This window comes from Agrobacterium sp. SORGH_AS_0440, assembly GCF_031453135.1.
Taxonomy (GTDB): Bacteria; Pseudomonadota; Alphaproteobacteria; order Rhizobiales; family Rhizobiaceae; genus Agrobacterium; species Agrobacterium pusense.
The window spans coordinates 1475992-1501368 of sequence record NZ_JAVIYR010000002.1 but is presented as its reverse complement, the minus strand read 5'-3'; the positions used below and the strand labels follow the sequence as shown (position 1 = coordinate 1501368).

Sequence of the window (25377 nt, the reverse complement as noted above, 5' to 3'; positions counted from 1 at the left end):
TCATGCTCCTCCGATCCGGATGGTGGAAAAACGCCGGATGACCGGCTCGGGCAGGGTGTAGCTGTAGAGGCTCCAGATCGGCAGATCACGGGCGTCATATTCGACTTTCACGGTGAACTGGTTGGCATTGGCGGGATCAGTGGCGACGTCGACCGTGAAGTGTCTTTTATCCAGGAAGGCGTAACCGAGATCGCTCTTGGCGACGAAATCCCGGGCGAGCTGCTGGCGCTCGGTGGTGTTAAGGCCGGCGACCGCCGTTCTTGCCGCGTCGGCGGCGATCTGCTGCACCGAATAGGCCGCCATCAGATAAATGCCGTAGGCAATCATGGTCAGGAGGACAAGAAAGAAGATTGGCGCGACAATGGCGAACTCGACAGCGTTCGAGCCGGACCGATCGCGAAGGAAACGCACTGCATTACGCATAAAGCACCCCCGTTCCTTAAGGCACCAAGGTTCGATGCCTTGATTTATTATTTTCGGAAATGCTAATTTATAGGTGTTAATTTTGTGTTGACGTGCGCTTATGGGTTGCAGGCCTGTGTAAACCTTCGCGTCTGCTTCAGATCAGGCGCAGGCCCTTGAAGCTGGCGTGGCCATCCTTGCCGATGATGATATGGTCGTGGACGGCGATACCGAGCGGCTTTGCCGTATCGATGATGGTCTTGGTCATCTCGATATTAGCACGCGAAGGTGTCGGGTCGCCGCTCGGGTGATTATGGATCAAAATCAAGGCTGTAGCGGATAGTTCGAGAGCGCGGCGCACCACTTCGCGGGGATAGACCGGTGTATGGTCCACGGTCCCGTGCCCCTGCACTTCGTCGGCGATGAGGACATTGCGCTTATCGAGGAACAGGATGCGGAACTGTTCGCGCGTTTCATGGGCCATGGCGGCGTGGCAATAATCGATGACCGAGGACCAGGAACTCAGAACCTGCTTGTTGCGGATTTCGCTTTTCAGCATGCGCTGGGAAACGGAGGCGACGAGTTTCAGGTCGAACGCCACGGCTTCGCCCACGCCCTTCACCTCCTGCAACAGCGGCAGAGGTGCGCCGAGTACACCGCCCAGCGTGCCGAAACGGGCAAGGAGCGCCTTGGCGATAGGCTTTGTGTCGCGCCGCGGTATCAGCCGGAACAGTAAAAGCTCCAGCAACTCATAATCGGCAAGCGCCGCGTCGCCGCTATCGCGATACCGCGCCCGCAGCCGGTCCCGGTGACCATGATAATGGGCGGCATCCGCCGGCGGCTCGATGACAGGCACCGGCTTCTTCACCGCATTTCGCGGCTCGGCGAAAAAACCGCGCTCGTCCGCCCCTTCGAAGAGATCGCCTTCGCCCGCCTGAAAGCCGGACGTCGTGGAAAGCTCGGCGGGAGGCGGGGCGGGGCGTCTTGCCATGGGCGGTCTGGCCTTATGAAGGGGTAAGCGGCGGCAGGCCCGGACGGTCGAAGCCGCCGGGCGACAGCGTGAAGATTTCGCAGCCGGTGGCCGTGACGCCAACGGCGTGTTCATATTGGGCGGACAGCGAACGGTCGCGCGTCACCGCCGTCCAGCCGTCGGAAAGCACTTTCACATGCGGTTTGCCAAGATTGATCATGGGCTCGATGGTGAAGATCATGCCTTCCCGGATTTCCGGACCTTCGTCCGGACGGCCGTAATGCAGGATGTTTGGCGTATCGTGGAACAGCCGCCCAACGCCGTGCCCGCAGAAATCGCGCACCACCGAGCAACGTTCGGCTTCCGCATAGGTCTGGATCGCCGCGCCGATCGCGCCGGTGCGCACACCGGGCTTTACAGCCGCGATACCACGCAGCAGGCATTCATAGGTCACTTCCATCAGCCGCTCGGCAGCGCGCTTGATCTGGCCGACCGGATACATGCGGCTTGAATCGCCATGCCAGCCATCGAGCACATAGGTAACATCGATGTTGACGATATCGCCTTCCCGCAGCGGCTTCTCATCGGGAATGCCGTGGCAGACCACATGGTTGATCGAAGTGCAGACGGATTTGGTATAACCACGATAATTGAGCGTTGCCGGCAGCGCGCCGTGATCGGCGCCGAATTCGAAGACGAAACGGTCAATGGCGTCCGTTGTCACACCCGGCTTGACGATTGCGGCGAGTTCATCGAGACAACGCGCCGTCAGCTGGCACGCCTTGCGCATGCCGTCGAAATCCTCAGGGGTGTAGAGGCGGATGACGCCTGTATTCTTGAGGGGGGCGGATGCGGCGTCGATATAGGTGACCATCATAGTACTTTCTGTCTCTTTACGTCCCTGTTCATAAAACAGCCGGACGCCACTCGTCCATCTTAACCGTTCCGTTGACTGAAATTTGTGCCGGGGTGACCGCGCATTTCACGGCATAGGCCTCCACGCCCCTCGCCATTGCCCGTTGGAAAGCCAGCGCATAGACCGGATCGAGATCGTCGCAGATGCGCATCCGGTCGCAATCGCCGCGCTGGATGAGATAAAGCATCACCGCCCGGTGACCGGCTTCCGCTGCATCGCCCAGTTCCTCGAGATGCTTTGCGCCGCGTTTGGTGGCGGTATCGGGGAATTCTGCAAGGCCCTTCTCGCGCATGAAATGCACGTTCTTGAGTTCCACATAGGCGTCCGGCCGACCGGGTTCGGATAGCAGGAAATCGATGCGGGAATTGCGCCCGTATTTCTGTTCTCGGCGGATTATCGAATAGCCGGCGAGTTCCGGGATACGGCCGTTCAGGATCGCCTCTTCCGCCAGCCGGTTCGGCATGCCGGTATTGATGCCGACGACGGTGCCATCGGCCTCGACCATTTCCAGCATATGACGGTATTTGCGGGTGGGGCTGTCATGTTGCGACAGCCAGATGCGGGAACCCGGCGTCGTCAGCCCACGCATGGAGCCGGTGTTGGGGCAGGACCCGGTTATCGCCGTGCCGTCTTCCAGAACTGCGTCGAAGAGGAAACGTTTGTAGCGGGAGATCAGCGTTGCGGGAACGAGCGGGGGCGTGAAGAACATGATGCCTTGAGGTAAGCTTGTGTGTTTGCAGGGTCTTTTTATCCCTCATCCCTGTGCTTGTCACAGAGAACCAGCCAGCCCAAGTCCTTGGGCTGAAGCAAGTCTTTCGCCGCGTAGACCGGCGCCTACTGGATTCCTGTGACAAGCACAGGGATGAGGGTGACGGGGAACGCCTGTGGAAGAGGCCTTTCTGCCGTGTACTGGTCATCTTTTTCACAGATATTCTACAAAAGAACATAGGTTCCCGGCGCATCGCCGAGCACCGGGCGCTTGCCGTCCTCCGGTTTCCGCGCCTTTACCTTCTCGGCGTTCTGGCTTTCGATCCAGTTCTGCCAGTGCACCCACCACGAACCCTTGTGAGGTGTGGCGGCGGCCTGCCAGGCGTCGAAGTCTCCGGCTGGTGATGGCCCCGTCCAATATTGGTACTTCTCGAGCCGCGGCGGGTTCACGACGCCGGCAATGTGGCCGGAAGCGCCGAGCACGAATTCCACCGGTCCGCCAAACAGGGCAGCACCCGTGAACACCGATTTCGCGGGCGCGATATGGTCATCGCGGGTGGCGAGATCGTAGACGGGTATGTTGATGTCGCCGAGATTGATGCGCTTGCCGGCAACGCGCATCAGACCGCGGGCGAGATTGTTCTCGAGGTAACAGTTGCGCAGATAGTACGAGTGGCTGGCGGCCGTCACCCGGGTGGAATCGGAGTTCCAGTAGAGCAGGTCGAATGGCAGGGGTTCGGTGCCGCGCAGGTAATTATCGACCACATAGGGCCAGATAAGATCGGAGGCGCGCAGCATGTTGAAGACGGTGGCCATGATCGAACCGTCAAGATAACCGACGGCCTGCATGTGTCTGTCGAGCGCGGCCAGCTGACCTTCGTCCACGAAGACCTTGAGGTCTCCGGCATGGATGAAATCGGTCTGCGCGGCGAGCAGCGTGGCGCTGCGGATGCGCTCATTGTCCTGCTGTGCATGCAGCGCCAGCGCCGAGGCCAAAAGCGTGCCGCCGACACAATAACCGACGGCGTTGATCTCCTTTTCGCCAGTCCGTTCCTCGATGGTATCAAGCGCAAAGTCGATGCCTTCGCTGATATAATCGTCCCAGCCTTTTTCGGCCAGACCGGCATCCGGGTTGATCCAGGATACCATGAAGACGCTGTGGCCCTGTTCGAGGCACCAGCCGACGAAGGATTTCTGCGGGTTGAGATCGAGAATGTAGAACTTGTTGATCCAGGGCGGCACGATCAGCAGCGGCCGTTTGAAGACCTTTTCCGTCGTCGGCTCGTAATGGATGATTTCGCAAAGCGCGCTTTTCGCAACGACCTTGCCTGGTGTGACGGCAATGTTCTGGCCAATGACGAATTTGCTGTAATCGGTCTGGCGAAGCTTCAGATGGCCGTTTCCGGCCGCGACATCCTCCGCCAGCTGCGCCATGCCCTTGACGAGATTGGCGCCGCTGGAGGCTACCGTCTCGCGGAAGACCTGCGGATTGGTGAAGACGAAATTGGCCGGAGAAAGCGCCTCTGTCACCTGCCGCATGTAAAACAGCGCCTTGGTGCGGGTGTGCTCATCCAGCCCCTCCGCCTCCGTCACCATCCGGTCTGCAAAACCGACGGTCGTCTGATAGGCCTTGAGAAGAAAATCGAAGAACGGGTTGGCCTGCCAGTCGGCATCGGCAAAACGTTTGCTTCTGCGCTGTGCGGGGCCGCTTTCGGCCGTTTTCTCCGAGGTCGAATCGGAGGCTCCGGAAAATTGCGCCACCGATTTCGACCACAGATCGTAATAGCTCGACAGCAGATGGGTCTGCGCTTCCAGTGACCGCTTCGGCTCGGCCATCCAATATTCGGCGACATCGGAGAGCGTCTTGACCAGATCGGTCACGGGATCGGCGCTCGTCTGCGGAATTTCGCCGCGTTCGCGTGGCGCCAGCCATTCACCGGCAGCCTTGCCGAGGTTTTCGAGCGCGCGTGCGATGTTGATCGCGAAGGTTTCGGGGTCGCGGATCAGGTAGGCCTCGGCGGAACTGGCGTCGAAGCCGGGCGTTTTGTCACCCTTTTTCGTGCCCCCGCCGTCAACACCTGCCATGCACCATCCTCCACCAAATTTGTGTTTGCACATTCTGCATGAAAACGAATACAAGTTCCACCAGCAAGGGGAGGCCGCAAAGGGCCGAACCGCGGTCGAATTCGATATCGGCAGATATCCTTACAGGCGGAACATGACGATGGGCAAGCACATGGGCAAATGCGGCACATGGGGAACATATTCGGAAAGCGCCGCAAGAATCGCGTTCCTCTCGCTCTCCGGCGCCATGCTCGTCACCACGCTTGCCGCCTGCAAGGCGCCCGAGCCGATTGTCGCGCCCGCCCATATGCGCCGTCCGACGGCTGAAATCGTCGGACCTCGTCCGGTCAGCGACACCGCGGTAAGCCAGAAGCGCGACACCGGGACCTATCCGACGTTCTCGCAGCCGCTGACGGCCGCTGGCACGCAGATGGGCGACGACGAAGCCTCAACCATGGAATCGAGCCTGTCTCGCCTCGGCGCGGCACGGCGCAACGGCCAGATATCGGAAGCCGAATATAAGCGCCGGGTGGCCGAGCTGCGGGCGCTGGCAGAAAATCAGAAGCCGGTTGCAACGCCTGCATCGCAGTGACGAGCTGGGCGAGTGCATGCCACTTGTTTCTTCTCCCATAGGGGAGAAGTCCGCGGCAGCGGGATGAGGGGCGAGCTCTCCGCATATCTCCGCGTTTGCCCCTTCATCCGGCCCGTCGGGCCACCTTCTCCCCGCCGGGGAGAAGAAACAAGCGGGGATGCCGAACATCCTACAGCGACAATCACGGCTGAAGGTCCTGTCGGCCCGGCAATCATAACTCCTTCTTTACCCTGCATTTGAACCTTCCGCTTACCGAAGATGTTAAGCGGATGGATGCGGTTTGCAGCTTATGGTGCAGCCATAACAAACAGGCCGCTGAAAAAGCGGCGCACAGGGTGAAATATCATGAAATGCATCGCCGCTTTGCTGGTCCTTGCCGGTTTTGCGCTCGCACCAGCTCAGGCGCGGGCGCCGCACATCAATTTCGGAACGTCCGCACTTCAGGGGCGATGATCTAGGGGGCGGCTGTCAGTCGTTGCCTGCCGCTTCACTCAGCGCATCGAGATCGGGCACGGTGATGTGACGGTTGTTCTCGATGCGGATAATGCCTTCCTTTCGCAGCTTTGTCATTTGCCGGCTAACGGTCTCGATGGTGAGACCGAGGAAATCGGCAATGTCGGCACGCGAGAGCGGCAGGTCGAAGCATGACTTGTCGTCGTTTTCCGGATCGATATGGGTGGCGATCATATAAAGGAAGCTGGCAACCTTTTCCTGCGCCGATTTGCGCCCCAGTGTCAGCATCCAGTCACGTGCCTCGTCCAGTTCCTTGAGTGACTGGCTGTGCAGCTTGCGTTCCATATCAGGCACTTCGGAGACCATGCGGTCGACGACGCGGCGCGGAAAGAGGCATATTTCCACATCGGTTGCGGCTTCCGCCGTCATCTTGCTTTCCGCCATGAACGGACGGCCAAGAAAATCCGGTGCGAATTGCAGGCCGACGATCTGCTGGCGGCCATCCGACATCATTTTCGACAGCTTTACCACGCCATTCAGGATATTGCCGTAGGAGGTGACGAGCTCGCCCTGGCCGAGAAGCTCATTGCCCGCCTCCAGCTTTTTGCGGCTGGAATGGCGGTTCAGATCGCAAAGCTGCTGCGGTGTCAGCGTGCTGCAAAGACCGCCGTGACGCGCCTCGCAGGAGCGGCAAACAACCGGCTCTTCCGAATTGTGGATGGTCTTCTGCAGCGTGTCCATAAGCCTTTTCCAATGCTGGCTTTGCGGGACGATTGCGACCCTGGATATCAAATCCGGTCTCTTTAAAGGCGTGTGCGCTGTAGCCGTCGTCCCCGCGTCTACTTTAGCAAGAACTTATGGCTCAATTTGATTGAAGTCAAAGTTGCAAACTGTCGCAGCCGCTACTGAAAGAGGGGAAATCGACATTTTCTTGATAAAAGGCAAATCGGGTGATGAATATCGACCTTCTTCACAAATATTCCGGGGCAGTCCCGCGTTACACGAGCTATCCGACCGCGCCGCATTTCCACGAGGGAATCGATAATACGACCTATCGCGGCTGGCTCGGCGCACTCGGTCACAGGAATCGCCTGTCGCTTTACGTGCATATTCCCTATTGCGACCGGCTTTGCTGGTTCTGTGCCTGCCATACCAAGCACACGCTGAAATACGAGCCGATTGCTATTTATCTTGAAGCACTTAAGCAGGAAATTGCTGCGGTCGGCGCACTTGTTTCGCCTGACGCCGTGGTGAGTGCCGTGCATTTCGGCGGCGGCTCGCCGACCATGCTTGACCCGCAGGACATGCAGGACCTGATGGACTGTCTGCGGCGTCACTTCACCTTCGGTCTTGCACCCGAGATCAGCGTCGAGATGGACCCCAACGATCTGGATGACAGCCGCTATGACGCGCTTGCCGCCATCGGCATGTCGCGGGCGAGCCTCGGGGTGCAGGATTTTGATGACAAAGTGCAAAAAACCATCAACCGCATCCAGTCTTTCGAGCAGACGAAATCCGTGGTGGACGCCGTGCGGGCGAGGGGCGTTCACTCAGTCAATTGCGACATTCTTTACGGGCTGCCGTTCCAGACATGCGAGACACTGAAAACAACGGTCGATCAGATCGTATCGCTTGACCCTGATCGCATCGCGCTTTTTGGCTATGCCCATGTTCCCTGGATGAAAAAACACCAGTCGCTGATCCCCGAACATGCGCTGCCCGATGTTACCGAACGCTACCGCCAGATGACGATGGCGGGGGAGATGCTGAGGCAGGCCGGATACAGCCAGATCGGCATCGATCATTTTGCCCGGGCGACCGACACATTATCCCAGGCCGCCCAGGCGGGTGCCCTGCGCCGCAATTTTCAGGGCTACACGACCGATAATGCCGATGCGCTGATCGGGCTTGGCGCATCATCCATCGGCCGGCTGCCGCAGGGCTATGTGCAGAACATGGTGGCAACCGGTGAATATCAGCGCATGGTGGGTGAGGGCGGTCTTGCCGCTGTGAAGGGCATTGAGTTGTCGCAGGACGATCATCTGCGCTCGCATGTGATCGAAAGGTTGATGTGCGATTTCTCTATCGATCTTTCGGACTTGCAGCACCGTTTCGGTAAGGTGAGCCATTCCGTGAGGGACCAGGCGCAGCAGTTTGCCGCAGGCGACAGGGACGGTCTGGTGCGGCTGGATGCCGATATTTTTGCCGTGACGGAGGTGGGAAGGCCGTTTGTACGTAATATTGCGGCAATCTTCGATACCTATCTCGGCAATGGGCGCGGCCGTCATTCGGTTGCTGTTTAGGCAACAGTTTTGGGGCAAATTTCAAAGTTACGTCACGAAACCATTGGCTTTTTTGTGCGACTTGCCTATGTGGTGCGTCAGAAAGAATAATTCATACGAACGACAATAAGGATTATGGGCGTGACAGCTACATTCGACAAGGTTGCCGACATTATCGCCGAAACCAGCGAAATCGACCGCGAAACCATTACGCCGGAGAGCCACACGATCGACGATCTGGGCATCGACAGCCTCGACTTTCTTGATATCGTTTTCGCGATCGACAAGGAATTCGGCATCAAGATTCCACTCGAGCAGTGGACGCAGGAAGTCAATGAAGGCAAGGTTTCCACGGAAGAATACTTCGTGCTGAAGAACCTTTGCGCCAAGATTGACGAATTGCGCGCGGCCAAGGGCTGACGTGACGGTGCCCGCTTCCGGCGGGCATTTTCTTTTGATGCCGCCTGCGGGCAAACCATGACTAACCGACCAGAGACGGGCCGGACGGATGCTGCTTGAATATTTCCAGATGATCGACAAGGTCGAGGCCGTGGACATGACGGCGCGCACGTTGAAGGCGCGGTCCGTTGTTCCCGATAAAAGCCCTGTTTTCGAAGGCCATTTCCCCGGCATGCCGCTGGTTCCGGGTGTGCTTCTGATCGAGACAATGGCGCAGGCCTCCGGCATGCTGGTTCTGGCATTTTCCGATTTCGCGTCCATGCCGTTCCTGATGTCGGTCGATGGCGCCAAGATGCGGACTTTCGTGGAGCCGGGTGCTGTTCTCGACATCGAGGCAGTGCTTGAGCATGACGGTTCGGGCTTTGCGGTTACCAAGGCAAAGATCACCTCCGATGGCAAGAAGGTCTGCGACGCGCAGCTGAAACTGCGCACCATGCCCTTCAGCGAGATCCCGCTTGGGCCTATCGTCAAGAAGCGGGCGGAAGAAGTTGGCCTGATGGCGGCGATTGCCGCCGATGCACGGAAATAAGCTTTTTCATTCGTTTCGGAGAAGACAGTTTTTCCTGTCGGCCCGGTTTTGATGCACGAAAATCGTGGGCTCGCGACGGTGGATCGGGTCTTCGCCATTGCCAATCCGCACCGCGCGCTTTATTCCGCAACGCATGAAGTGGTTGTTCGCAACCGCTGTTGGATAGCCGTGACCGTTTCGGCGGGGCCGGCTGCAAAGGATGACAGACGATGAAATCTGACAATGATGTGGTGATAACAGGGGTCGGCATCGTGACCTGTCACGGCGTTGGCAGCCAGGCGCATGTGGCGCTTCTTTCGGGAACCGCCGCGCCGGCGACGATTGTCGAGACGGAAAAATTCAAGCCATATCCGGTTCATCCCATGCCCGAGATCGACTGGTCGGCACAGATCGCCAAGCGCGGCGACCAGCGCCAGATGGAAAACTGGCAGCGTCTCGGCGTTTTTGCCGCCGGTCTTGCACTTGATGATGCCGGCTTGAAGGAAAATGCCGAAGCCTGCGCCACCATGGATATGATCGTTGCTGCCGGCGGCGGCGAGCGCGACATCAATGTCGATACGCTGATCGTTGACGAGGCTTTGAAGCGCAACGACCGCGAAAAGCTGCTGAATGAAAAGCTGACGACGGAACTGCGCCCGACGCTGTTTCTCGCCCAGCTTTCCAACCTGATGGCCGGCAATATCTCCATCGTGCACAAGGTCACCGGCTCTTCCCGGACCTTCATGGGCGAAGAAGCGGCCGGCATTTCCGCCGTCGAAACCGCGTTCCATCGCATTCGTTCGGGCGAATCGAGCCACGCCCTCGTGGGCGGCGCCTTCTCTGCCGAACGTCCAGACATGATCCTGCTGTTCGAAGCCATCGGCGCGCATGCGCAGGGCGAATGGCAGCCCCTGTGGTCGCGCGAAGGCCAGGAAGGCGGCGGCATGGTTTCCGGCTCGCTCGGAGCCTTCCTCGTGCTGGAATCACGCAAGCATGCCAGCGAGCGCGGCGCGCGCATCTATGCCCGCATCGACGCCATCGAAGGTGATCGCGGCAGCCGCGACGACGGCAAAATGGAAAAGCGCATGGAGCGTCTGCTGGCCCCGGCAACGGACAGCGCCGCGACCGTCGTCTTCTCCGGCGCCAGCGGTTATGACGGCGTTACGGCCCGTGAGAAGGATATTCTCGAAAAGACCTTGCCGAAGGCTGCCATCCGCGGTTTCGGCGGTGTCACGGGCCATGGACTTGAGGCGCAGTTTCCGCTCGGGCTCGCTCTGGCGGCGCTGACGCTTGAAAGCGGTGCCAAGGTTCCTACCTTCGACGCGAATGCGGAAAAGCCAATGGGCGAGGCGGCGACCGAGGCTGTCGTCACCACTGTTGGCCATGTCCGCGGCGAAGGTGTCGCCGTTCTGTCCCGTGACGTGTGAGGAGAAAGACCATGACCAATTTTAAGGATCATCTCGGTCGCCCGATCGTCGCCGTCACCGGCATGGGCATCATTACCTCGCTCGGTCAGGGGCTTGCCGATAACTGGGCGGCGCTGACCTCGGGTAAGTCAGGCATTCACAAAATCACCCGTTTCCCGACTGAAGGGCTTTCGACCCGGATCAGCGGCACGGTGGATTTCATCGATATTCCGGTTCCGAATTCCGTCGAACGTTCCTATGCCTTCGCGCGCGAAACCACCATCGAGGCGCTGGCGCAGGCCGGCATTTCCGGTGACTTTGACGGCCCGCTGTTTCTCGCAGCGCCGCCGATCGAACCGGAATGGAGTGCCCGTTTCGAGCTTGCCGACCGCTCTCCGCCAGCCGCCCAGCCGGGTGATGCCTATGAGCGGTTCCTGACGGCCTTCCGTCAGCGTCCCGATCCGGCATTCCAGGAAGCAGCGCTGTTTGGTGCCATCTCCGAGCGTCTGTCTGACCGTTTCGGTACGCGCGGTCTGCCGGTTACCCTGTCGACCGCCTGTGCATCCGGCGCGACCGCGATCCAGCTGGGCGTCGAGGCCATCCGACAGGGCCGCGCCGAACGGGCTTTGACGGTCGCGACCGATGGTTCTGTCAGTGCCGAGGCGTTGATCCGCTTTTCGCTACTGTCTGCCCTTTCGACCCAGAACGACCCGCCGGAAAAGGCTTCCAAGCCGTTCAGCAAGGACCGCGATGGTTTCGTGATCGCCGAAGGTGCCGCAACGCTGGTGCTGGAATCGCTCGAAGCCGCCGTCGCTCGCGGCGCCAAGGTGCTGGGCATCATCAAGGGTGCAGGGGAAAAGGCTGACAGCTTCCACCGTACACGCTCTTCGCCCGATGGCGGCCCGGCGATTGCGACGATCCGTGCGGCACTGGCCGATGCGGGCGTGGCCGAAAGCGATATCGGTTATATCAACGCCCACGGCACCTCGACGCCTGAGAACGACAAGATGGAATATGGCTCGATGCTTGCGGTCTTCGGTGAAGGCCTGAAGAACATTCCGCTGTCGTCCAACAAGTCGATGATCGGCCATACGCTGACCGCCGCAGGTGCTGTGGAAGCGGTGTTCTCGCTGCAGACCATGCTGACCGGCACGCTGCCACCAACAATCAATTATAACAATCCCGATCCGACCATCACGCTCGACGTGGTGCCGAATGTGAAGCGGGATGCCGAGGTGGGTGCGGTTCTGTCGAATTCCTTCGGGTTCGGCGGGCAGAATGCAAGCCTTGTCATGACGCGGGAACCGGCTTAACCGGTTCGTTACAACAGGGGCGTTTCCGAATGACTTGCGGAAACGCGCCCGTTTCTTTGATTTCGCATTCCAGCCGCAAAACCGTTACAGAGTTTTGCTGGAATGATTTTAGATAACGCCTTCGGGCGAAGGACTGATATATGCGCGCTCTTCAACTCGTCGACGACCGGAAGCTCGAAAAAGTGGATCTGCCCGAACCGGATGCGCCGGCGCCGGGCGAGGTAACGCTGCGCGTCAAGGCCGTGGCGCTCAACCACATCGATGTTTGGGGCTGGCGCGGCATGGCTTTCGCCAAGCGCAAGATGCCGCTCACAATCGGTGCGGAAGCCTCGGGTGTGGTGGAAGCCATCGGTCCGGGCGTATCCAACGTGCTGCCCGGCCAGCTGGTCGCGATCTATGGCGCGCGCACCTGCGGGCTGTGCAAACCCTGCCGCGAAGGCCGTGACAATCTGTGCGAACATGTCCAGGGCGTGCACGGTTTCCATCTCGACGGTTTCGCGCAGGAAAAGATCAACATTCCCGCCCGCCAGCTCGTGCCTGCGCCGCATGGCGTCGACGCCGTCGGTGCTGCTCTTGCGCCGGTGACGTTCGGCACGGTCGAGCACATGCTGTTCGACAATGCCAAGCTGGAGTCCGGCGAAACCATCCTCATTCACGCCGGCGGTTCGGGCATCGGCACGGCGGCAATCCAGCTTGCGAAGAAGATGGGGTGCACCGTCATCACGACAGTCGGTTCCGATGATAAGATCGAACGGGCGAAGGCGCTCGGGGCCGATCATGTGATCAACTATCGCACAGACCGTTTCGAAGGCGTCGTGCGCAAGCTGACGAAAAAGAAGGGCGTCGACGTCGTGTTCGAGCATGTCGGCAAGGATACCTGGGCGGGTTCGATGTTCTCGCTGAAGCGCGGCGGTCGTCTCGTCACCTGCGGTTCCACATCCGGTGTTTCCACCGACATCAACCTGATGATGCTGTTCCAGCAGCAGCTGAAACTGCTCGGCTCCTTCGGCTGCCGTATGGAGAACATGGCCAACGCCATGCAGAAGATGGCGCGTGGCATCGTGCATCCGGTCATCGACACCGAAGTGACCTTTGACGATATCGACCGGGCGCTGGAGCGCATGGAGACGCGTCAGGTGTTCGGCAAGATCGTGCTGCGGATGGACTGAGCATCTTGAAGCTGTTCCTGACACGGATCGTCCTGAAACTGGACCACTTCCGGCAGTGGCTGATTGCGACATTCGCCTTCGGCCTTCTCAACCTGCTGAAGCTCTTTCCCGCCGATGCGGGCATTCGCGCCGCTGACAGACTGGCACGTTTCGTGGGGCCGAAAACCGGCCGCCACAAGCTGATGCTCCATAATCTGGCGCGCGCCTTTCCGGAGAAGTCCGAACAAGAGCGGCTCGAGATCGCCATGGACAGCTGGGCCAATATGGGTCGGCTGGCGGCGGAATATGTCTTTCTCGACCGGCTGTTCGATTTCGATCCGGAAAAGAACGAGCCGGGACGCATCGAGGTCCAGGGCATCCCGACCTTCCTCGAGCTGCGCGACAATCCGCGGCCTTTCATCGTCTTTACCGCCCATAGCGGCAATTTCGAACTGCTGCCGGTTGCCGGCTCGGCTTTCGGTCTCGATGTGACGGTGCTGTTCCGGCCACCGAACAATCCCTTTGTGGCCGAGAAAGTGTTCAGTTTCCGCAAGGAGCGCATGGGCAATCTTGTGCCCTCGCATGCCGGCTCCTCCTTCGCGCTGGCGCGGCAGCTGGAAAAGGGCGGTGGTGTCGGTGTGCTCGTCGACCAGAAATTCGGCAAGGGACTGACGACGAAGTTCTTCGGACTTGAGGTTCGCACCAATCCGCTTCTCGCCAAGCTGGTGCGGCAGTTCAATTGCGATGTCTATCCTGCCCGTTGCGTGCGCCTGCCCGATAATCGCTACCGGCTGGAAATCGAACCAAAGGTTGAGATACCGCGCGATGACAAGGGCAATGTCGACATTCAGGCGACGGCGCAGCTTCTGAACGACAAGGTGGAGAGCTGGGTGCGCGAATATCCCGGCCAATGGCTGTGGTATCACGACCGGTGGGACGTTAAGCACCAGATTTGAGGATGCCGGCTGGCTCGTGCTTTCAGAGCAATTTTCACAAAATCAGGCGCAGGAACTGTGCTTTTCGAAATTTTTCCATAGTAGTGGAACCTCATTTTTCGTTCATGGATTATCGAAATTGAAAAAATAGCAGCGGCTGTGATATTTTGAACAACAGTCCCCGCCGTGTTTTCGTGCTTCGTTACGTCATTTTTAAGCGCGGAGACGCTATTATCAGGGATAATTGGTCTATCCTTTCGGATTAGGATCGGGATGTTTGCCCGTTCAGGGAGAGTTGGGTTGAAAGATTTGATTGAGCTGTTCTGGCTGCGTTATACGGAACTGCAATCTGCTGTTGGTAAAAACGAGGCCGACAAGATCGCAGTGCTGGAGCGTGAACTGGAGCAGCTTCTCGAGCGCGTCGTCGGACGCAAGACCGAAAGCTCCGAAGACATTCGCGAGCAGTTCCGTTTTGCTATCGATCTCCTCAACCACGAGGCGGAAGACCTTGGCTGCGTGCAGCGCAATTCCGAACTTCTGCGAACGCTCGTCGACCGTTACGTCGGCATGCCGCTCAAGGCGAAAGTGATCGGTGACGAAGATGCAGACAGCCTCGAATGGCACCACCGCCATCTGATCCTCGATGAAGATATGCTCAACGATCTCGATGAGCCTGTCGTCATCGTGTCCCCCGGTTACCGCGTGTCCTTTGCCAATGCGCTCGACGCCTTCCAGCGTAATGCGCCGGAAGGGCTCGTCGGCTGCCACATCGCCGAACTCGTCGGTGTCCACCGTTTCCAGAACGCACTCAGGGAAAAGCTCGATAATTGCTTCAAAGGCGATACGTCGAAATATACCTATGCGGAAGACCAGAACGGTCGCACAATCGTCAAGTCGCTCGAAATGTCGCCTTGTTACTCTTCCGCCTACAAGCTCGTGGGTGCCATGGTGGTCATCCGCGAAATTGCCGATCGCAGGCGCCGCGCTGCGGGTTGACCCCAAGCTCCCCCGATATCCGAAGGACGGGCTGAACGCGCCCGATCAGTCCCTCATTTCGGGAAGACGGTTTCCCAGATCGTGGCGATGGACCAGGCGGACGAGGCGTCAATCAGAAGCTTCGTCGCCATGGCCAGACACGACAGAACCAGAAGCGGGCGGATGATCTTCGCGCCGTTTTTCATGGCGAAACGCGACCCGATCTGCGCCCCGATGAATTGGCCGAACCCCATTGCCAGTCCAAGCTTCCACAAAACCGCGCCGCCCATCGCGAAGACGACGAACCCGCCGAAATTGGAGCCCAGATTGAGAAGCTTGGTATGGGCTGTCGCCTTCAGCATGCCAAAACCGGCAAGTGCCACGAAGGCGAGCATGTAAAAGGAACCGGCGCCCGGACCGAAGACGCCGTCATAAAAGCCGATCAGCGGCGCGGCGGTAAATCCGAACACCAGCGGTGTGATGCGGCGATGGCTGTCTACATCGCTGAGCTGTGGCTTGAAGGCGAAATAGATCGCTATGGCGATCAGCAGGAAGGGCATGATGGTGCGCAGAAGATCGGCAGGCACGAAGGCGGCCGTCAGCGCCCCCAGCATTCCGCCGGCCATCGCCATCAACCCCATCGGCAATTGCTCTTTCAGATTGACATGGCCACGTCTTGCGTAAGCGAGAGTAGCGGAGGCCGAACCGAACTGTGCCTGCAGCTTGTTCGTGCCAAGCGTATCGAGTGGCGGTATTCCCATGATCATCATTGCCGGAATGGTGATGAGGCCACCGCCGCCGGCAATGGAATCGATAAAGCCGGCGAAAATGGCGACGCAGAAGAGGACGAGGAAAACGTTGAGGGCGATGTCTTGCACTTGATATGTCCGGGCGGGCGGAAGGAGAGGGCTTCTTCTTTCACCGAAAGGGCCATGGCGCAATCTCTTTCTCTGCATCCCGCAACGGGCAGGGGATTGCGGTGTGGCCGCTTATCGTTATGTTTCCGTGGCGCGTCGCCGGAACGACGGATGGCGCCTGACACATGTGGATGAGGGCATTATGCATAAAGTGATATTCGATACGGACCCCGGTGTGGATGACGCCATGGCGCTTCTGTTCCTGCACCGCCACCCCGATATCGATCTGATCGGCGTCACCACCGTTTTCGGCAATGCGCCCATCGACATCACCACCCGCAATGCGCTTTTCCTCAAGCGGGAATGGCAGATGACCGCGCCGGTCGCGAAAGGGGCGGGCGTGACCTTCGATCCGGCCCGCAAGGAAGGCCACTGGCCGACCTTTATCCATGGTGAAAACGGCCTTGGCGATATCGACATTCCATCGGCCATTGACCTGCCGCTCGACCCGCGGCCCGCGCATCGCTTCATCATCGAGACGGTTAAGGCCAATCCCGGTGAAGTGACGCTTATTGCCGTTGGCCGCATGACCAATCTGGCGCTGGCTTTGCGCGAAGAACCTGATTTCGCGGCGCTGGTGAAGGAAGTCATCGTCATGGGCGGCGCCTTCGACATCAACGGCAATGTCTCGCCGGCGGCCGAGGCCAATATTCATGGCGATCCGGAAGCGGCCGATCTTGTCTTCACCGCGCCGTGGCGCGTGGTTGTTGTCGGTCTCGATGTCACGACAAAAACCGTGATGACCAGCGCCTTCATGGCTGAGATGGCAGAGGCGGGCGGCAAGCCGGTGCAGCTGCTTTCGGACCTGTCGCAATTCTACATCGATTTCTACAAGACCCGCACCGGTGACGGCATGGTGGTGCACGACAGCTGCGCCTGTGTTTATCTCGTCGCGCCGGAACTGTTTACCACCCGCAGCGGCCCGGTGCGCGTCGTCTGCGGCGGCCTTGCCGACGGCCAGACCATCCAGAAGCCGGACGGACGCGCCTTTCCGCCGGGCGACTGGGACGGGCATCCGAGCCAGCTGGTCTGCACGGATATCAAGCCGGAGCGCGTGCTTTCGGTCATCCGCGCGGCAATTGTGAAGGGCGAGCGCGGCTGAACGACAGGAATGGCCGTTCTTGAGCATGGCTTGCCTTGCATTTTCCCAGAATCTGGCGTTATGCAAGTTCCCTGATCATAGTGCGCGATCCGCCTTGCCGGAGGGCTTGAAAAGGCGGTGCCGGTAGGAAGGGCGGATCACCGCTAGGCGGCGTTGGCCCGAGAAAACCCTTGTGGGTTTTCCCGTGCTTTGCGCTACAATGAATAACGCCTGCCGGGTCGGTTCGTGTCGGCGGCGTTTAACAACAAAAACGAACCTTCGTTATGGACCGTAAGAACCGGTCCATTCCCATGAGGAAAGAGATGGAAGAGTTTCACAAGGTCCGGCGTCTGCCGCAATACGTCTTCGAACAGGTCAACCGTTTGAAAGCGAGCGCGCGAGCGGCCGGGGCCGATATCATCGATCTCGGCATGGGCAATCCCGACCTTCCGACCCCGAAGGCCATCGTCGACAAACTTTGCGAGGTCGTTCAGGACCCGCGTACCCATCGTTATTCCTCGTCCAAGGGCATTCCCGGTCTTCGCCGCGCGCAGGCGGCCTATTATGCCCGCCGCTTCGGCGTTAAGCTGAACCCCGACACGCAGGTCGTCGCCACGCTCGGCTCCAAGGAAGGTTTCGCCAACATGGCGCAGGCCATCACCGCGCCGGGTGACGTGATCCTGTGTCCGAACCCCACCTATCCGATCCATGCCTTCGGCTTCCTGATGGCGGGCGGCGTTATCCGCTCGATGAATGTCGAGCCTGACGACAGCTTCTTCGGGCCGCTGGAGCGCGCCGTGCGCCACTCCATTCCGAAGCCGCTGGCGCTGATCGTCAATTATCCTTCGAACCCGACGGCGCATGTCGCGTCGCTCGATTTCTACAAGGACGTCATCGCCTTTGCGAAGAAGCACGAGATCATCGTGCTTTCCGACCTTGCCTATTCGGAAATCTATTTCGACGAAAGCAATCCGCCGCCCTCCGTTCTCGAGGTTCCCGGTGCGATCGACGTTGCGGTGGAATTCACTTCCATGTCGAAGACGTTTTCCATGCCCGGCTGGCGCATGGGCTTTGCCGTTGGCAACGAGCGGCTGATCGCGGCGCTGACCCGCGTGAAGTCCTATCTCGATTACGGCGCCTTCACACCCATCCAGGTTGCTGCGACCCATGCACTGAACGGTGACGGCTCGGACATTGCCGAAGTGCGCAATGTCTATCGCCGCCGTCGCGATGTCATGGTCGACACCTTCGGCAAGGCGGGCTTCGAAGTACCGCCGCCGGCGGCCACCATGTTCGCCTGGGCGAAGATCCCGGAAAAATTCCGCCATCTCGGCAGCCTGGAATTCTCCAAGCTCCTGGTCGAGAAGGCCGATATTGCCGTTGCTCCCGGCATCGGCTTCGGCGAGATGGGCGATGATTACGTCCGTCTCGCGCTCGTGGAAAACGAGCATCGAATTCGTCAGGCAGCGCGCAATCTGAAGCGTTTCCTGTCGACAGCAGACGAGACGATGCACAACGTCGTTTCGCTCAACGCCCACAGATAAGGGCAAACCCAGGGCGGCCGGGTCTCGGCCGCCACCATCACCAGCAATCAGGAACATACCCATGGCAGATTCATTGAGAATCGGCATAGCGGGGCTCGGCACTGTCGGCGCTTCGCTCGTGCGCATCCTCCAGCAGAGAAGCAACGAACTTGCGATTACCTGCGGACGCGCAATTGAGATTATTGCCGTAAGCGCGCGCGATCGTTCGCGTGACCGCGGCATTGATCTCACGGGTATTACCTGGTTCGACACGCCTGAACAGATGGCGAGCGAAGCCGACATCGATGTGTTTGTCGAACTGGTCGGCGGTGCTTCCGGACAGGCCGAAAATGCGGTGCGGGCAGCGCTGTCGCGCGGTCTCCATGTGGTGACAGCCAACAAGGCGCTGCTGGCCAAGCATGGTGTCGAACTGGCGACCATTGCCGAAGACAAGGGCGCGCTTCTGAACTTCGAGGCGGCGGTCGCTGGCGGCATTCCCGTCATCAAGGCCCTGCGTGAATCGCTGACCGGCAATCACGTGACGCGCATCTACGGCATCATGAACGGCACCTGCAACTACATCCTCACAAAGATGGAGAAAGAAGGCCTGTCCTTCGAGGCCTGTCTGAAGGAAGCGCAGCGGCTGGGATATGCAGAGGCTGATCCCGCCTTCGATATCGAAGGTAACGACACCGCGCACAAGCTTTCCATTTTGACCACGCTTGCCTTCGGCAACAAGATCGCTGCCGACGACATTTATCTCGAAGGCATCACCAATATTTCGATCGAGGACATCCAGGCGGCTGCCGATCTAGGCTATCGCATCAAGCTTCTCGGCGTGGCGCAGGTCACCGAATCCGGTATCGAGCAGCGCGTCCATCCCACGATGGTGCCGCTCGATTCCGTCATCGCGCAGGTCGATGGCGTTACCAACGCCGTGGCGATCGAATCCGACATTCTCGGTGAATTGCTGATGGTCGGACCAGGCGCCGGCGGCAACGCCACGGCATCCGCCGTGCTTGGCGATATCGCCGATATCGCCAAGAGCCGTCCCGGTGCACAGCGTGTGCCGGTGCTCGGCCGTCCGGCGAAATCGCTGACGGACTATCGCCGCGCCAAGATGAAGAGCCACGAGGGCGGTTACTTCATCCGCCTGACGGTGAAGGATCAGGCCGGTGTGTTCGCCTCCATCGCCAGCCGCATGGCTGACAATAACATTTCGCTGGAATCCATCGTGCAGCGCCAGCGCGTGCACGTGGAAGGCGCGCCGCAGACAATCATCCTTGTTACGCACGCGACAATGGAAGATGCGATCCGCAAGGCGGTAAAAGCGATCAAGAACGAGAAATATCTCGTCAGCGAGCCCCAGGTCCTCCGCATCGAGCGGACCTGAAGCGCGACGCTACTGTCGTGAGATCAAAAACCGCGTTTCCATCCGGAAACGCGGTTTTTTGTTGCTTGGGGGACCGGCGCCTTCCTGCGGTCTGGCGGCCGCAAAATTTGAGGGGACGGTGCGTGAAGCGCTGGAAAGCAGGGCGATTCGGCCTTATGGTTAATCGTGTTCACCAAGCGAGGGAGGCGTGGCCGTGACATCGATCATCCTGTTCAAGGACAACAAGCGCCAGGGCGCTCCGGCGAGCCATCACAGGGCGCGGCCGCATAATGCCAATGACAATATTCGCAGCATGGAATTCGATATGGCCGAATATGAGCGTAACTGGTGTTCGCTCGCGGTATTTTCGCTGCTGCTGCTTGTCGCGGCCGTCTCGATTGTCAGCCCTTTTTTCTCGGTTTTCTCGACGTGATTTCGTCAAGGCGCGTTTTTGCTTGAAAAACGCAGCATCGCCATTTAGCCCGTTCTAACCATTAGAGCGCCTGTTGGCGCGAATGACAGGACGAATGGATGGTAATGATGGAGCCGGCCGATACCGTGGCCCGCGCATTTTTAAGCGTGGAGCGGTCGGCAACAGAACAGCGGTGGGTGTCTCGGCTGGATCAGGCCGGGCAGAACCGTGCGCTGGCCATGTCACAGGTCCACGGTATTCCGGAACTGATCGCCCGGGTGCTCGCCGGGCGCGGTGTGGGGGTGGATGATGCCCTGGCGTTCCTTGATCCCACCATTCGCTCCCTGATGCCCGACCCGCATGTGCTGACCGATTGCGAGAAGGCCGCCGAGCGGCTTGTGCGCGCCATTGAAGCGGGTGAGAAGGTGGCGATCTTCGGTGATTACGATGTCGATGGCGCTGCTTCCTCCGCGTTGATGTACCGGTTTCTTGCACATTTCGGGCTGACGCCCGAGATCTACATTCCCGACAGAATTTTCGAGGGTTACGGGCCTAACCCGGCGGCGATGCAGCAGCTGGCCGCCAATGGCGCGACGCTGATCGTGACGGTGGACTGCGGATCCACCAGCCATGAATCGCTCGAGGCGGCAAAAGAGGCAGGAACGGACGTTGTGGTCATCGACCACCATCAGGTGGGTACGGAACTGCCACCGGCGGTGGCGCTGGTCAATCCCAACCGGGAGGACGATCTGTCGGGGCAGGGGCATCTCTGTGCCGCTGGCGTGGTGTTCCTCGTGCTCGTCGCCACGCTTCGCGTTCTCAAGGACAGGCGGCACCGCCAGGCCTTCACGCTCGATCTGCTGTCATTGCTCGACATCGTTGCGCTTGCGACGGTCTGCGATGTGGTTCCCCTGAAAGGGCTGAACCGCGCCTATGTGGTGAAGGGCCTGATTGCCGCACGCCACATGAAAAACGCCGGCCTTGCCGCGCTGTTCAAGAAGGCGGGGCTGGGCGGACCTGTGACACCCTATCATTTCGGTTTCCTGATCGGGCCCCGCATCAACGCCGGGGGGCGTATTGGCGACGCTGCGCTCGGCAGCCGATTGTTGACGATCGATGATTCCTCGCAGGCCGAGGTGATTGCCGAGCGGCTGGACGAGCTGAACCGCGAGCGACAGGCGATGGAAGCGGCGATGCTGGCGGAGGCCGAAGCGGAGGCCCTGTTCGAATATGGCGACGGCTCGGGTGCCGGTGTTATCGTCACCGCGCGTGAAAACTGGCATCCCGGCATTGTCGGCTTGTTGGCCTCGCGCCTGAAGGATCGCTTCCGCCGCCCGGCTTTTGCCATTGCCTTCGATCCCTCCGGCAAGGGCACCGGCTCCGGCCGTTCGATCGCCGGCTTCGACATGGGGCGGATGGTGCGCGCTGCCGTGGAGGCCGGCCTGCTGGTCAAGGGCGGCGGTCCACGCCATGGCGGCAGGCCTGACGGTTGAGCGCGCCAATCTCGGCAAGCTCAGGACTTTTTTTGAGGAAGCCGCCGCAAAGACCGTAAACGAGCTGGTAGAGAGCAGCGTATTGAAGATTGATGGCGCCATCGGCGCTTCGGGGGCTACGTTGCAGCTTGTCGACCAGCTGGAACAGGCCGGTCCCTATGGTTCCGGTCATTCTCAGCCGATCTTTGCCGTTCCGGCGCATCGCCTGCGTGATGTGCGGCTGGTGGGCACATCCCACGTCAAGATCACGCTGGAGGCCATGGATGGCTCACGGCTGGACGGAATCGCGTTCCGCGCCGCCGAGGCGCCCCTGGGACAGATGCTCATGAATGCCCGCGGACGGAATATTCACGTCGCGGGTACTGTGGGCGCCGATCTCTGGCAGGGGCAAAGGCGGGTTCAACTGCGTGTTCTGGACGCCGCTTTCGCGCCCTGAGAGGGGCCACCAATCTATCTCGACTGTCACCGGTCAACGGTTGTCGCTGACCTATGCACTACAACAGAATATCTTTACGCGATGCGTGAAGAGTTTCGTTTATGCTGCTGATTTTAAGGAAGAAGCAAGTGGCACGCCCTAGGGGAGTCGAACCCCTCTTTTCAGAATGAAAATCTGACGTCCTAACCGATAGACGAAGGGCGCGTGCGCTTGTGGTGTGGCGCCCTTATAGTCAGGCTCCCGTTGCTCCGCAAGCGGAAAAACTGATTTTTTTCGCTTTGCGGCGAGTTTTTTTGGCAGGGCGGAACGGGCTGTGGAAAACTCGGTCGGACCGGCCCAAATCCTTGAATTACCGCTCCAATCTCGCGCGGCACGAGACGCGACGATGCGGTGCAAGTGGGCAAAGCCCAGCATCTTGGATGTTGAGTTGGCAACGCTCTGCCGAAGCTCGGGACTTCCTGATGATCTGGGAGAGGGGAAAGGCAAGCCGGGTGAATTGCGCGGCGGCATTTCGTCCGGCTTGCCTTCCATCGGGGGGACAGGCATCTAACGTGCCGACGGCAAATCGGTTCCGCAGCAATGATGAGATGCTGGAATTATTGCGATTTTATCGAATGATTTCGTCGTGTGGGAGGTAACCAGGGAAGCAAGTGGCACGCCCTAGGGGAGTCGAACCCCTCTTTTCAGAATGAAAATCTGACGTCCTAACCGATAGACGAAGGGCGCGTGCGCTTGTGGTGTGGCGCCCTTATAGTCAGGCTCCGGTTGCTCCGCAAGCGGAAAAACGCATGATTTGACAAAAAAATGACACGGGTGGCCAGAAGCCCTGAAAAACAAGGATTCTTGTTTCGTAACAAAAGGTTAAAGCGTGCTTGGTCCCGCGGTTTTGCGCTTCTAACGGAAGAGAATGATGTGGGGGAACGCGTTGGTGGGCAGTGATTCACTCAAGTGGCTCCGGGACGTGAGAAGCGCAGCGTCATGAGAAGCTCAACGATCACGCCAGATCTGGAGCTGGGTTGTCGTCATAAAGAAACGGGGCCCAAAGGCCCCGTCCGATGATGCTTGGTCTCAGTGCAGTATCTGGCTGAGGAACAGGCGGGTACGCTCGTGCTGCGGATTGTCGAAGAATTCGGCGGGCGAGTTCTGTTCGACGATCTGGCCCTGGTCCATGAAGATAACGCGGTTTGCGACCTGACGCGCAAAGCCCATTTCGTGGGTCACGCACAGCATGGTCATGCCGTCTTCTGCGAGGCTGACCATGGTATCAAGCACTTCCTTGACCATTTCCGGGTCGAGCGCCGAGGTCGGCTCATCGAAGAGCATGATCTTCGGCTTCATGCAGAGCGAGCGGGCAATCGCCACACGCTGCTGCTGACCGCCGGAGAGCTGGCCCGGATATTTATGCGCCTGCTCGGGAATCTTCACGCGCTTCAGATAGTGCATCGCCACTTCTTCGGCTTCCTTCTTGGGCATCTTGCGAACCCAGATCGGCGCCAGCGTGCAGTTTTCGAGGATCGTCAGATGCGGGAAGAGGTTGAAGTGCTGGAACACCATGCCAACTTCGCGGCGCACCTCGTCGATCTTCTTGAGGTCGTTGGTAAGCTCGATGCCATCAACGACGATGCTGCCCGACTGGTGCTCTTCCAGACGGTTGATGCAGCGGATCATGGTCGATTTGCCCGACCCGGAAGGACCGGCGATGACAATTCGCTCGCCCTTCATGACCTTCAGGTTGATATCACGCAGCACATGGAAATCGCCGTACCATTTGTTCATGCCGGTGATTTCGATTGCGACGTCCGTCGCCGAGACGGTCAGTTTTTTTGCCTGGGTTTCTGCCATTTTGAGCGTCCCTTATCGTTTATGCCCGGTGTCGAGGTGCCGTTCCATGAACAGCGAATATCGCGACATGCCGAAGCAGAATATCCAGAATACGAAGCCTGCGAAAATATAGCCAGTCATGGCGGTGACGGGCGTGGCCCAGTTCGCATCCGATTGGTTGAGTGTGACAATACCGAGCAGGTCGAACATGCCGATGATCGAGACCAGCGACGTGTCCTTGAAAAGCCCGATGAAGGTGTTGACGATGCCCGGAATGACGAGCTTCAGCGCCTGCGGCAGCACGATCAGCCTCGTCTTCTGCCAGTAATTCAGGCCGAGCGAGTCCGCACCTTCATATTGTCCCTTCGGAATGGCCTGCAGGCCGCCGCGGATCACTTCCGCCATATAGGCGGAGGAGAACAGCGACACGCCGACCAGCGCACGCAGGAACTTGTCGAAAGTCCAGCCGTCGGGCAGGAACAGCGGCAGCATGATGCTGGCGAAGAACAGGACGGTGATCAGCGGGATGCCTCTGATGACCTCGATGAAGAGAACGCAGAGCATCTTGATGACCGGCAGGTTCGAGCGTCTGCCGAGCGCCAGAAGAATGCCGAAGGGCAGCGACACCGTTATCCCGAAGAAGGACAGGATGAGCGTGACCATCAGGCCGCCCCAGAGCTGCGTTTCCACCTTTGGCAGGCCGAAGACGCCGCCGATGAGCAGGAAGAACGCAATGAAGGGCAGGATGATGAAGAGCGCCAGTGCATTGAGACGCTTGAACGGCGCCTTCGGTATGAGCATCGGGACCAACAGGATCGCGAACGTCACCATCACGAGGATGGGACGCCAGCGCTCGTCAATGGGGTAACGGCCGAAGACGAATTGTCCGAGCTTGGCCGAGACAAAGGCCCAGCAGGCGCCGGACTGTCCGTCCGGAAGCGCGCCGCCCTGTGAAGCGGTGAGACACGCAATACGGTCGCTGCCGGTCCAAACCGCGTCGATAAACAGCCACTCGATGATCGGCGGCACGATATAGACGAGGAGGGCAATAGCAAGGACGGTGAGCACCGTATCCTTGGGCGTGGCGAAGAGCTTGGTGCGCAGCCAGTGGGTTACGCCCACCGCGCTCGATGGCGCGGGGCGGGCTTCCTCAATGGTCTGGCGCACGAAGGCGTGGTTGCTGATCGTCAT

At 59.4% G+C, this 25377-nt stretch carries 22 protein-coding genes, 2 tRNA genes and 1 pseudogene; 14 read left to right on the top strand and 11 right to left on the bottom strand.

Features of this window, described 5'->3' with window-relative positions:
- The 5 genes from QE453_RS16655 to QE453_RS16635 all read right to left on the bottom strand — a co-directional run bounded on the left by QE453_RS16655 (position 1) and on the right by QE453_RS16635 (position 5081).
- Positions 1–423, bottom strand: a complete 423-nt coding sequence (locus tag QE453_RS16655; protein WP_004441978.1) for a TadE/TadG family type IV pilus assembly protein — start codon at positions 421–423, stop codon at positions 1–3.
- Between the two features lie 136 nt (positions 424–559).
- The gene (gene radC, locus QE453_RS16650; protein ID WP_309777498.1) at positions 560–1393 is read right to left on the bottom strand and encodes a DNA repair protein RadC; all 834 of its coding nucleotides are present in this window, start codon (positions 1391–1393) and stop codon (positions 560–562) included.
- A 13-nt stretch (positions 1394–1406) separates the two neighbouring features.
- Complete coding sequence (map, locus tag QE453_RS16645; protein ID WP_006697403.1) at positions 1407–2246, bottom strand: type I methionyl aminopeptidase; 840 nt, start codon at positions 2244–2246, stop codon at positions 1407–1409.
- Between the two features lie 31 nt (positions 2247–2277).
- Positions 2278–2997: a DNA/RNA nuclease SfsA gene (gene sfsA, locus QE453_RS16640; RefSeq protein WP_309777496.1), complete on the bottom strand. Its 720-nt coding sequence runs from the start codon at positions 2995–2997 to the stop codon at positions 2278–2280.
- 224 nt (positions 2998–3221) lie between these two features.
- Complete coding sequence (locus QE453_RS16635) at positions 3222–5081, bottom strand: alpha/beta hydrolase (RefSeq protein WP_060942360.1); 1860 nt, start codon at positions 5079–5081, stop codon at positions 3222–3224.
- Positions 5082–5220: 139 nt separating this feature from the next.
- Between QE453_RS16635 and QE453_RS16630 the strand changes: the two genes are divergently transcribed.
- Entirely contained in the window at positions 5221–5652 is a 432-nt protein-coding gene (locus tag QE453_RS16630) for a hypothetical protein (RefSeq protein ID WP_234882047.1), read from the top strand.
- Between the two features lie 468 nt (positions 5653–6120).
- On the opposite strand, the gene fnrN is transcribed toward QE453_RS16630, so the two are convergent.
- A complete protein-coding gene (gene fnrN, locus QE453_RS16625) occupies positions 6121–6846 on the bottom strand; it encodes a transcriptional regulator FnrN (RefSeq protein ID WP_004441967.1) in 726 nt (241 codons plus the stop codon).
- Between the two features lie 212 nt (positions 6847–7058).
- On the opposite strand from fnrN, the gene hemN reads away from it, so the two are divergent.
- The 8 genes from hemN (at position 7059) to QE453_RS16585 (ending at position 15152) form a co-directional block, all read left to right on the top strand.
- Positions 7059–8408 (top strand): oxygen-independent coproporphyrinogen III oxidase, encoded by a 1350-nt coding sequence (gene hemN, locus QE453_RS16620; RefSeq protein ID WP_174150942.1) that lies wholly within the window; start codon positions 7059–7061, stop codon positions 8406–8408.
- A gap of 114 nt (positions 8409–8522) precedes the next feature.
- Positions 8523–8807 carry an acyl carrier protein gene (locus QE453_RS16615; RefSeq protein ID WP_003495848.1) on the top strand — a complete coding sequence of 95 codons (285 nt, stop codon included), beginning with the start codon at positions 8523–8525 and terminating at the stop codon, positions 8805–8807.
- An 88-nt stretch (positions 8808–8895) separates the two neighbouring features.
- On the top strand, positions 8896–9375 hold the full coding sequence (locus QE453_RS16610) for a 3-hydroxyacyl-ACP dehydratase FabZ family protein (RefSeq protein WP_004441960.1): 480 nt from the start codon (positions 8896–8898) through the stop codon (positions 9373–9375).
- Positions 9376–9584: 209 nt separating this feature from the next.
- A complete protein-coding gene (locus QE453_RS16605) occupies positions 9585–10781 on the top strand; it encodes a beta-ketoacyl-ACP synthase (protein WP_112765828.1) in 1197 nt (398 codons plus the stop codon).
- An 11-nt stretch (positions 10782–10792) separates the two neighbouring features.
- A complete protein-coding gene (locus QE453_RS16600) occupies positions 10793–12073 on the top strand; it encodes a beta-ketoacyl-ACP synthase (protein WP_022556203.1) in 1281 nt (426 codons plus the stop codon).
- A 140-nt stretch (positions 12074–12213) separates the two neighbouring features.
- Positions 12214–13242 carry a zinc-binding dehydrogenase gene (locus tag QE453_RS16595; RefSeq protein ID WP_004441953.1) on the top strand — a complete coding sequence of 343 codons (1029 nt, stop codon included), beginning with the start codon at positions 12214–12216 and terminating at the stop codon, positions 13240–13242.
- Between the two features lie 5 nt (positions 13243–13247).
- Positions 13248–14177, top strand: coding sequence for a lipid A biosynthesis lauroyl acyltransferase (locus QE453_RS16590; protein ID WP_004441952.1), 930 nt, complete (start codon positions 13248–13250; stop codon positions 14175–14177).
- 279 nt (positions 14178–14456) lie between these two features.
- Entirely contained in the window at positions 14457–15152 is a 696-nt protein-coding gene (locus QE453_RS16585; protein ID WP_006697409.1) for a hypothetical protein, read from the top strand.
- A gap of 53 nt (positions 15153–15205) precedes the next feature.
- Here the strand turns inward: QE453_RS16585 and QE453_RS16580 are convergent, their stop codons facing one another.
- The gene (locus QE453_RS16580; RefSeq protein ID WP_004441947.1) at positions 15206–16009 is read right to left on the bottom strand and encodes a TSUP family transporter; all 804 of its coding nucleotides are present in this window, start codon (positions 16007–16009) and stop codon (positions 15206–15208) included.
- 181 nt (positions 16010–16190) lie between these two features.
- Between QE453_RS16580 and QE453_RS16575 the strand changes: the two genes are divergently transcribed.
- The 5 genes and pseudogenes from QE453_RS16575 to recJ all read left to right on the top strand — a co-directional run bounded on the left by QE453_RS16575 (position 16191) and on the right by recJ (position 22365).
- Positions 16191–17150 carry a nucleoside hydrolase gene (locus tag QE453_RS16575; protein WP_006697411.1) on the top strand — a complete coding sequence of 320 codons (960 nt, stop codon included), beginning with the start codon at positions 16191–16193 and terminating at the stop codon, positions 17148–17150.
- A gap of 302 nt (positions 17151–17452) precedes the next feature.
- Positions 17453–18673: an LL-diaminopimelate aminotransferase gene (locus QE453_RS16570; protein ID WP_004441943.1), complete on the top strand. Its 1221-nt coding sequence runs from the start codon at positions 17453–17455 to the stop codon at positions 18671–18673.
- Positions 18674–18734: 61 nt separating this feature from the next.
- Positions 18735–20045: a homoserine dehydrogenase gene (locus QE453_RS16565; RefSeq protein ID WP_309777491.1), complete on the top strand. Its 1311-nt coding sequence runs from the start codon at positions 18735–18737 to the stop codon at positions 20043–20045.
- Positions 20046–20232: 187 nt separating this feature from the next.
- Positions 20233–20457 (top strand): hypothetical protein, encoded by a 225-nt coding sequence (locus tag QE453_RS16560; protein WP_309777490.1) that lies wholly within the window; start codon positions 20233–20235, stop codon positions 20455–20457.
- Positions 20458–20561: 104 nt separating this feature from the next.
- A pseudogene (recJ, locus tag QE453_RS16555) lies at positions 20562–22365 on the top strand (single-stranded-DNA-specific exonuclease RecJ).
- A 129-nt stretch (positions 22366–22494) separates the two neighbouring features.
- Here the strand turns inward: recJ and QE453_RS16550 are convergent.
- From QE453_RS16550 to QE453_RS16535, 4 genes are all read right to left on the bottom strand, one after another.
- Positions 22495–22569 (bottom strand) — tRNA-Glu (locus tag QE453_RS16550).
- A gap of 447 nt (positions 22570–23016) precedes the next feature.
- Positions 23017–23091 (bottom strand) — tRNA-Glu (locus QE453_RS16545).
- A 342-nt stretch (positions 23092–23433) separates the two neighbouring features.
- Positions 23434–24207 carry an amino acid ABC transporter ATP-binding protein gene (locus tag QE453_RS16540; RefSeq protein ID WP_004441935.1) on the bottom strand — a complete coding sequence of 258 codons (774 nt, stop codon included), beginning with the start codon at positions 24205–24207 and terminating at the stop codon, positions 23434–23436.
- 12 nt (positions 24208–24219) lie between these two features.
- A complete protein-coding gene (locus QE453_RS16535; protein WP_004441933.1) occupies positions 24220–25377 on the bottom strand; it encodes an amino acid ABC transporter permease in 1158 nt (385 codons plus the stop codon).

What these genes read in the sequence shown, in the direction of transcription:
- QE453_RS16655 (WP_004441978.1), bottom strand. Translation starts at nt 423, where the DNA reads ATGCGTAATGCAGTGCGTTTCCTTCGCGATCGGTCCGGCTCGAACGCT.
- radC (WP_309777498.1), bottom strand. Translation starts at nt 1,393, where the DNA reads ATGGCAAGACGCCCCGCCCCGCCTCCCGCCGAGCTTTCCACGACGTCC.
- map (WP_006697403.1), bottom strand. Translation starts at nt 2,246, where the DNA reads ATGGTCACCTATATCGACGCCGCATCCGCCCCCCTCAAGAATACAGGC.
- sfsA (WP_309777496.1), bottom strand. Translation starts at nt 2,997, where the DNA reads ATGTTCTTCACGCCCCCGCTCGTTCCCGCAACGCTGATCTCCCGCTAC.
- QE453_RS16635 (WP_060942360.1), bottom strand. Translation starts at nt 5,081, where the DNA reads ATGGCAGGTGTTGACGGCGGGGGCACGAAAAAGGGTGACAAAACGCCC.
- QE453_RS16630 (WP_234882047.1), top strand. Translation starts at nt 5,221, where the DNA reads ATGGGCAAGCACATGGGCAAATGCGGCACATGGGGAACATATTCGGAA.
- fnrN (WP_004441967.1), bottom strand. Translation starts at nt 6,846, where the DNA reads ATGGACACGCTGCAGAAGACCATCCACAATTCGGAAGAGCCGGTTGTT.
- hemN (WP_174150942.1), top strand. Translation starts at nt 7,059, where the DNA reads ATGAATATCGACCTTCTTCACAAATATTCCGGGGCAGTCCCGCGTTAC.
- QE453_RS16615 (WP_003495848.1), top strand. Translation starts at nt 8,523, where the DNA reads ATGGGCGTGACAGCTACATTCGACAAGGTTGCCGACATTATCGCCGAA.
- QE453_RS16610 (WP_004441960.1), top strand. Translation starts at nt 8,896, where the DNA reads ATGCTGCTTGAATATTTCCAGATGATCGACAAGGTCGAGGCCGTGGAC.
- QE453_RS16605 (WP_112765828.1), top strand. Translation starts at nt 9,585, where the DNA reads ATGAAATCTGACAATGATGTGGTGATAACAGGGGTCGGCATCGTGACC.
- QE453_RS16600 (WP_022556203.1), top strand. Translation starts at nt 10,793, where the DNA reads ATGACCAATTTTAAGGATCATCTCGGTCGCCCGATCGTCGCCGTCACC.
- QE453_RS16595 (WP_004441953.1), top strand. Translation starts at nt 12,214, where the DNA reads ATGCGCGCTCTTCAACTCGTCGACGACCGGAAGCTCGAAAAAGTGGAT.
- QE453_RS16575 (WP_006697411.1), top strand. Translation starts at nt 16,191, where the DNA reads ATGCATAAAGTGATATTCGATACGGACCCCGGTGTGGATGACGCCATG.
- QE453_RS16570 (WP_004441943.1), top strand. Translation starts at nt 17,453, where the DNA reads ATGGAAGAGTTTCACAAGGTCCGGCGTCTGCCGCAATACGTCTTCGAA.
- QE453_RS16565 (WP_309777491.1), top strand. Translation starts at nt 18,735, where the DNA reads ATGGCAGATTCATTGAGAATCGGCATAGCGGGGCTCGGCACTGTCGGC.
- QE453_RS16540 (WP_004441935.1), bottom strand. Translation starts at nt 24,207, where the DNA reads ATGGCAGAAACCCAGGCAAAAAAACTGACCGTCTCGGCGACGGACGTC.
- QE453_RS16535 (WP_004441933.1), bottom strand. Translation starts at nt 25,377, where the DNA reads ATGACGATCAGCAACCACGCCTTCGTGCGCCAGACCATTGAGGAAGCC.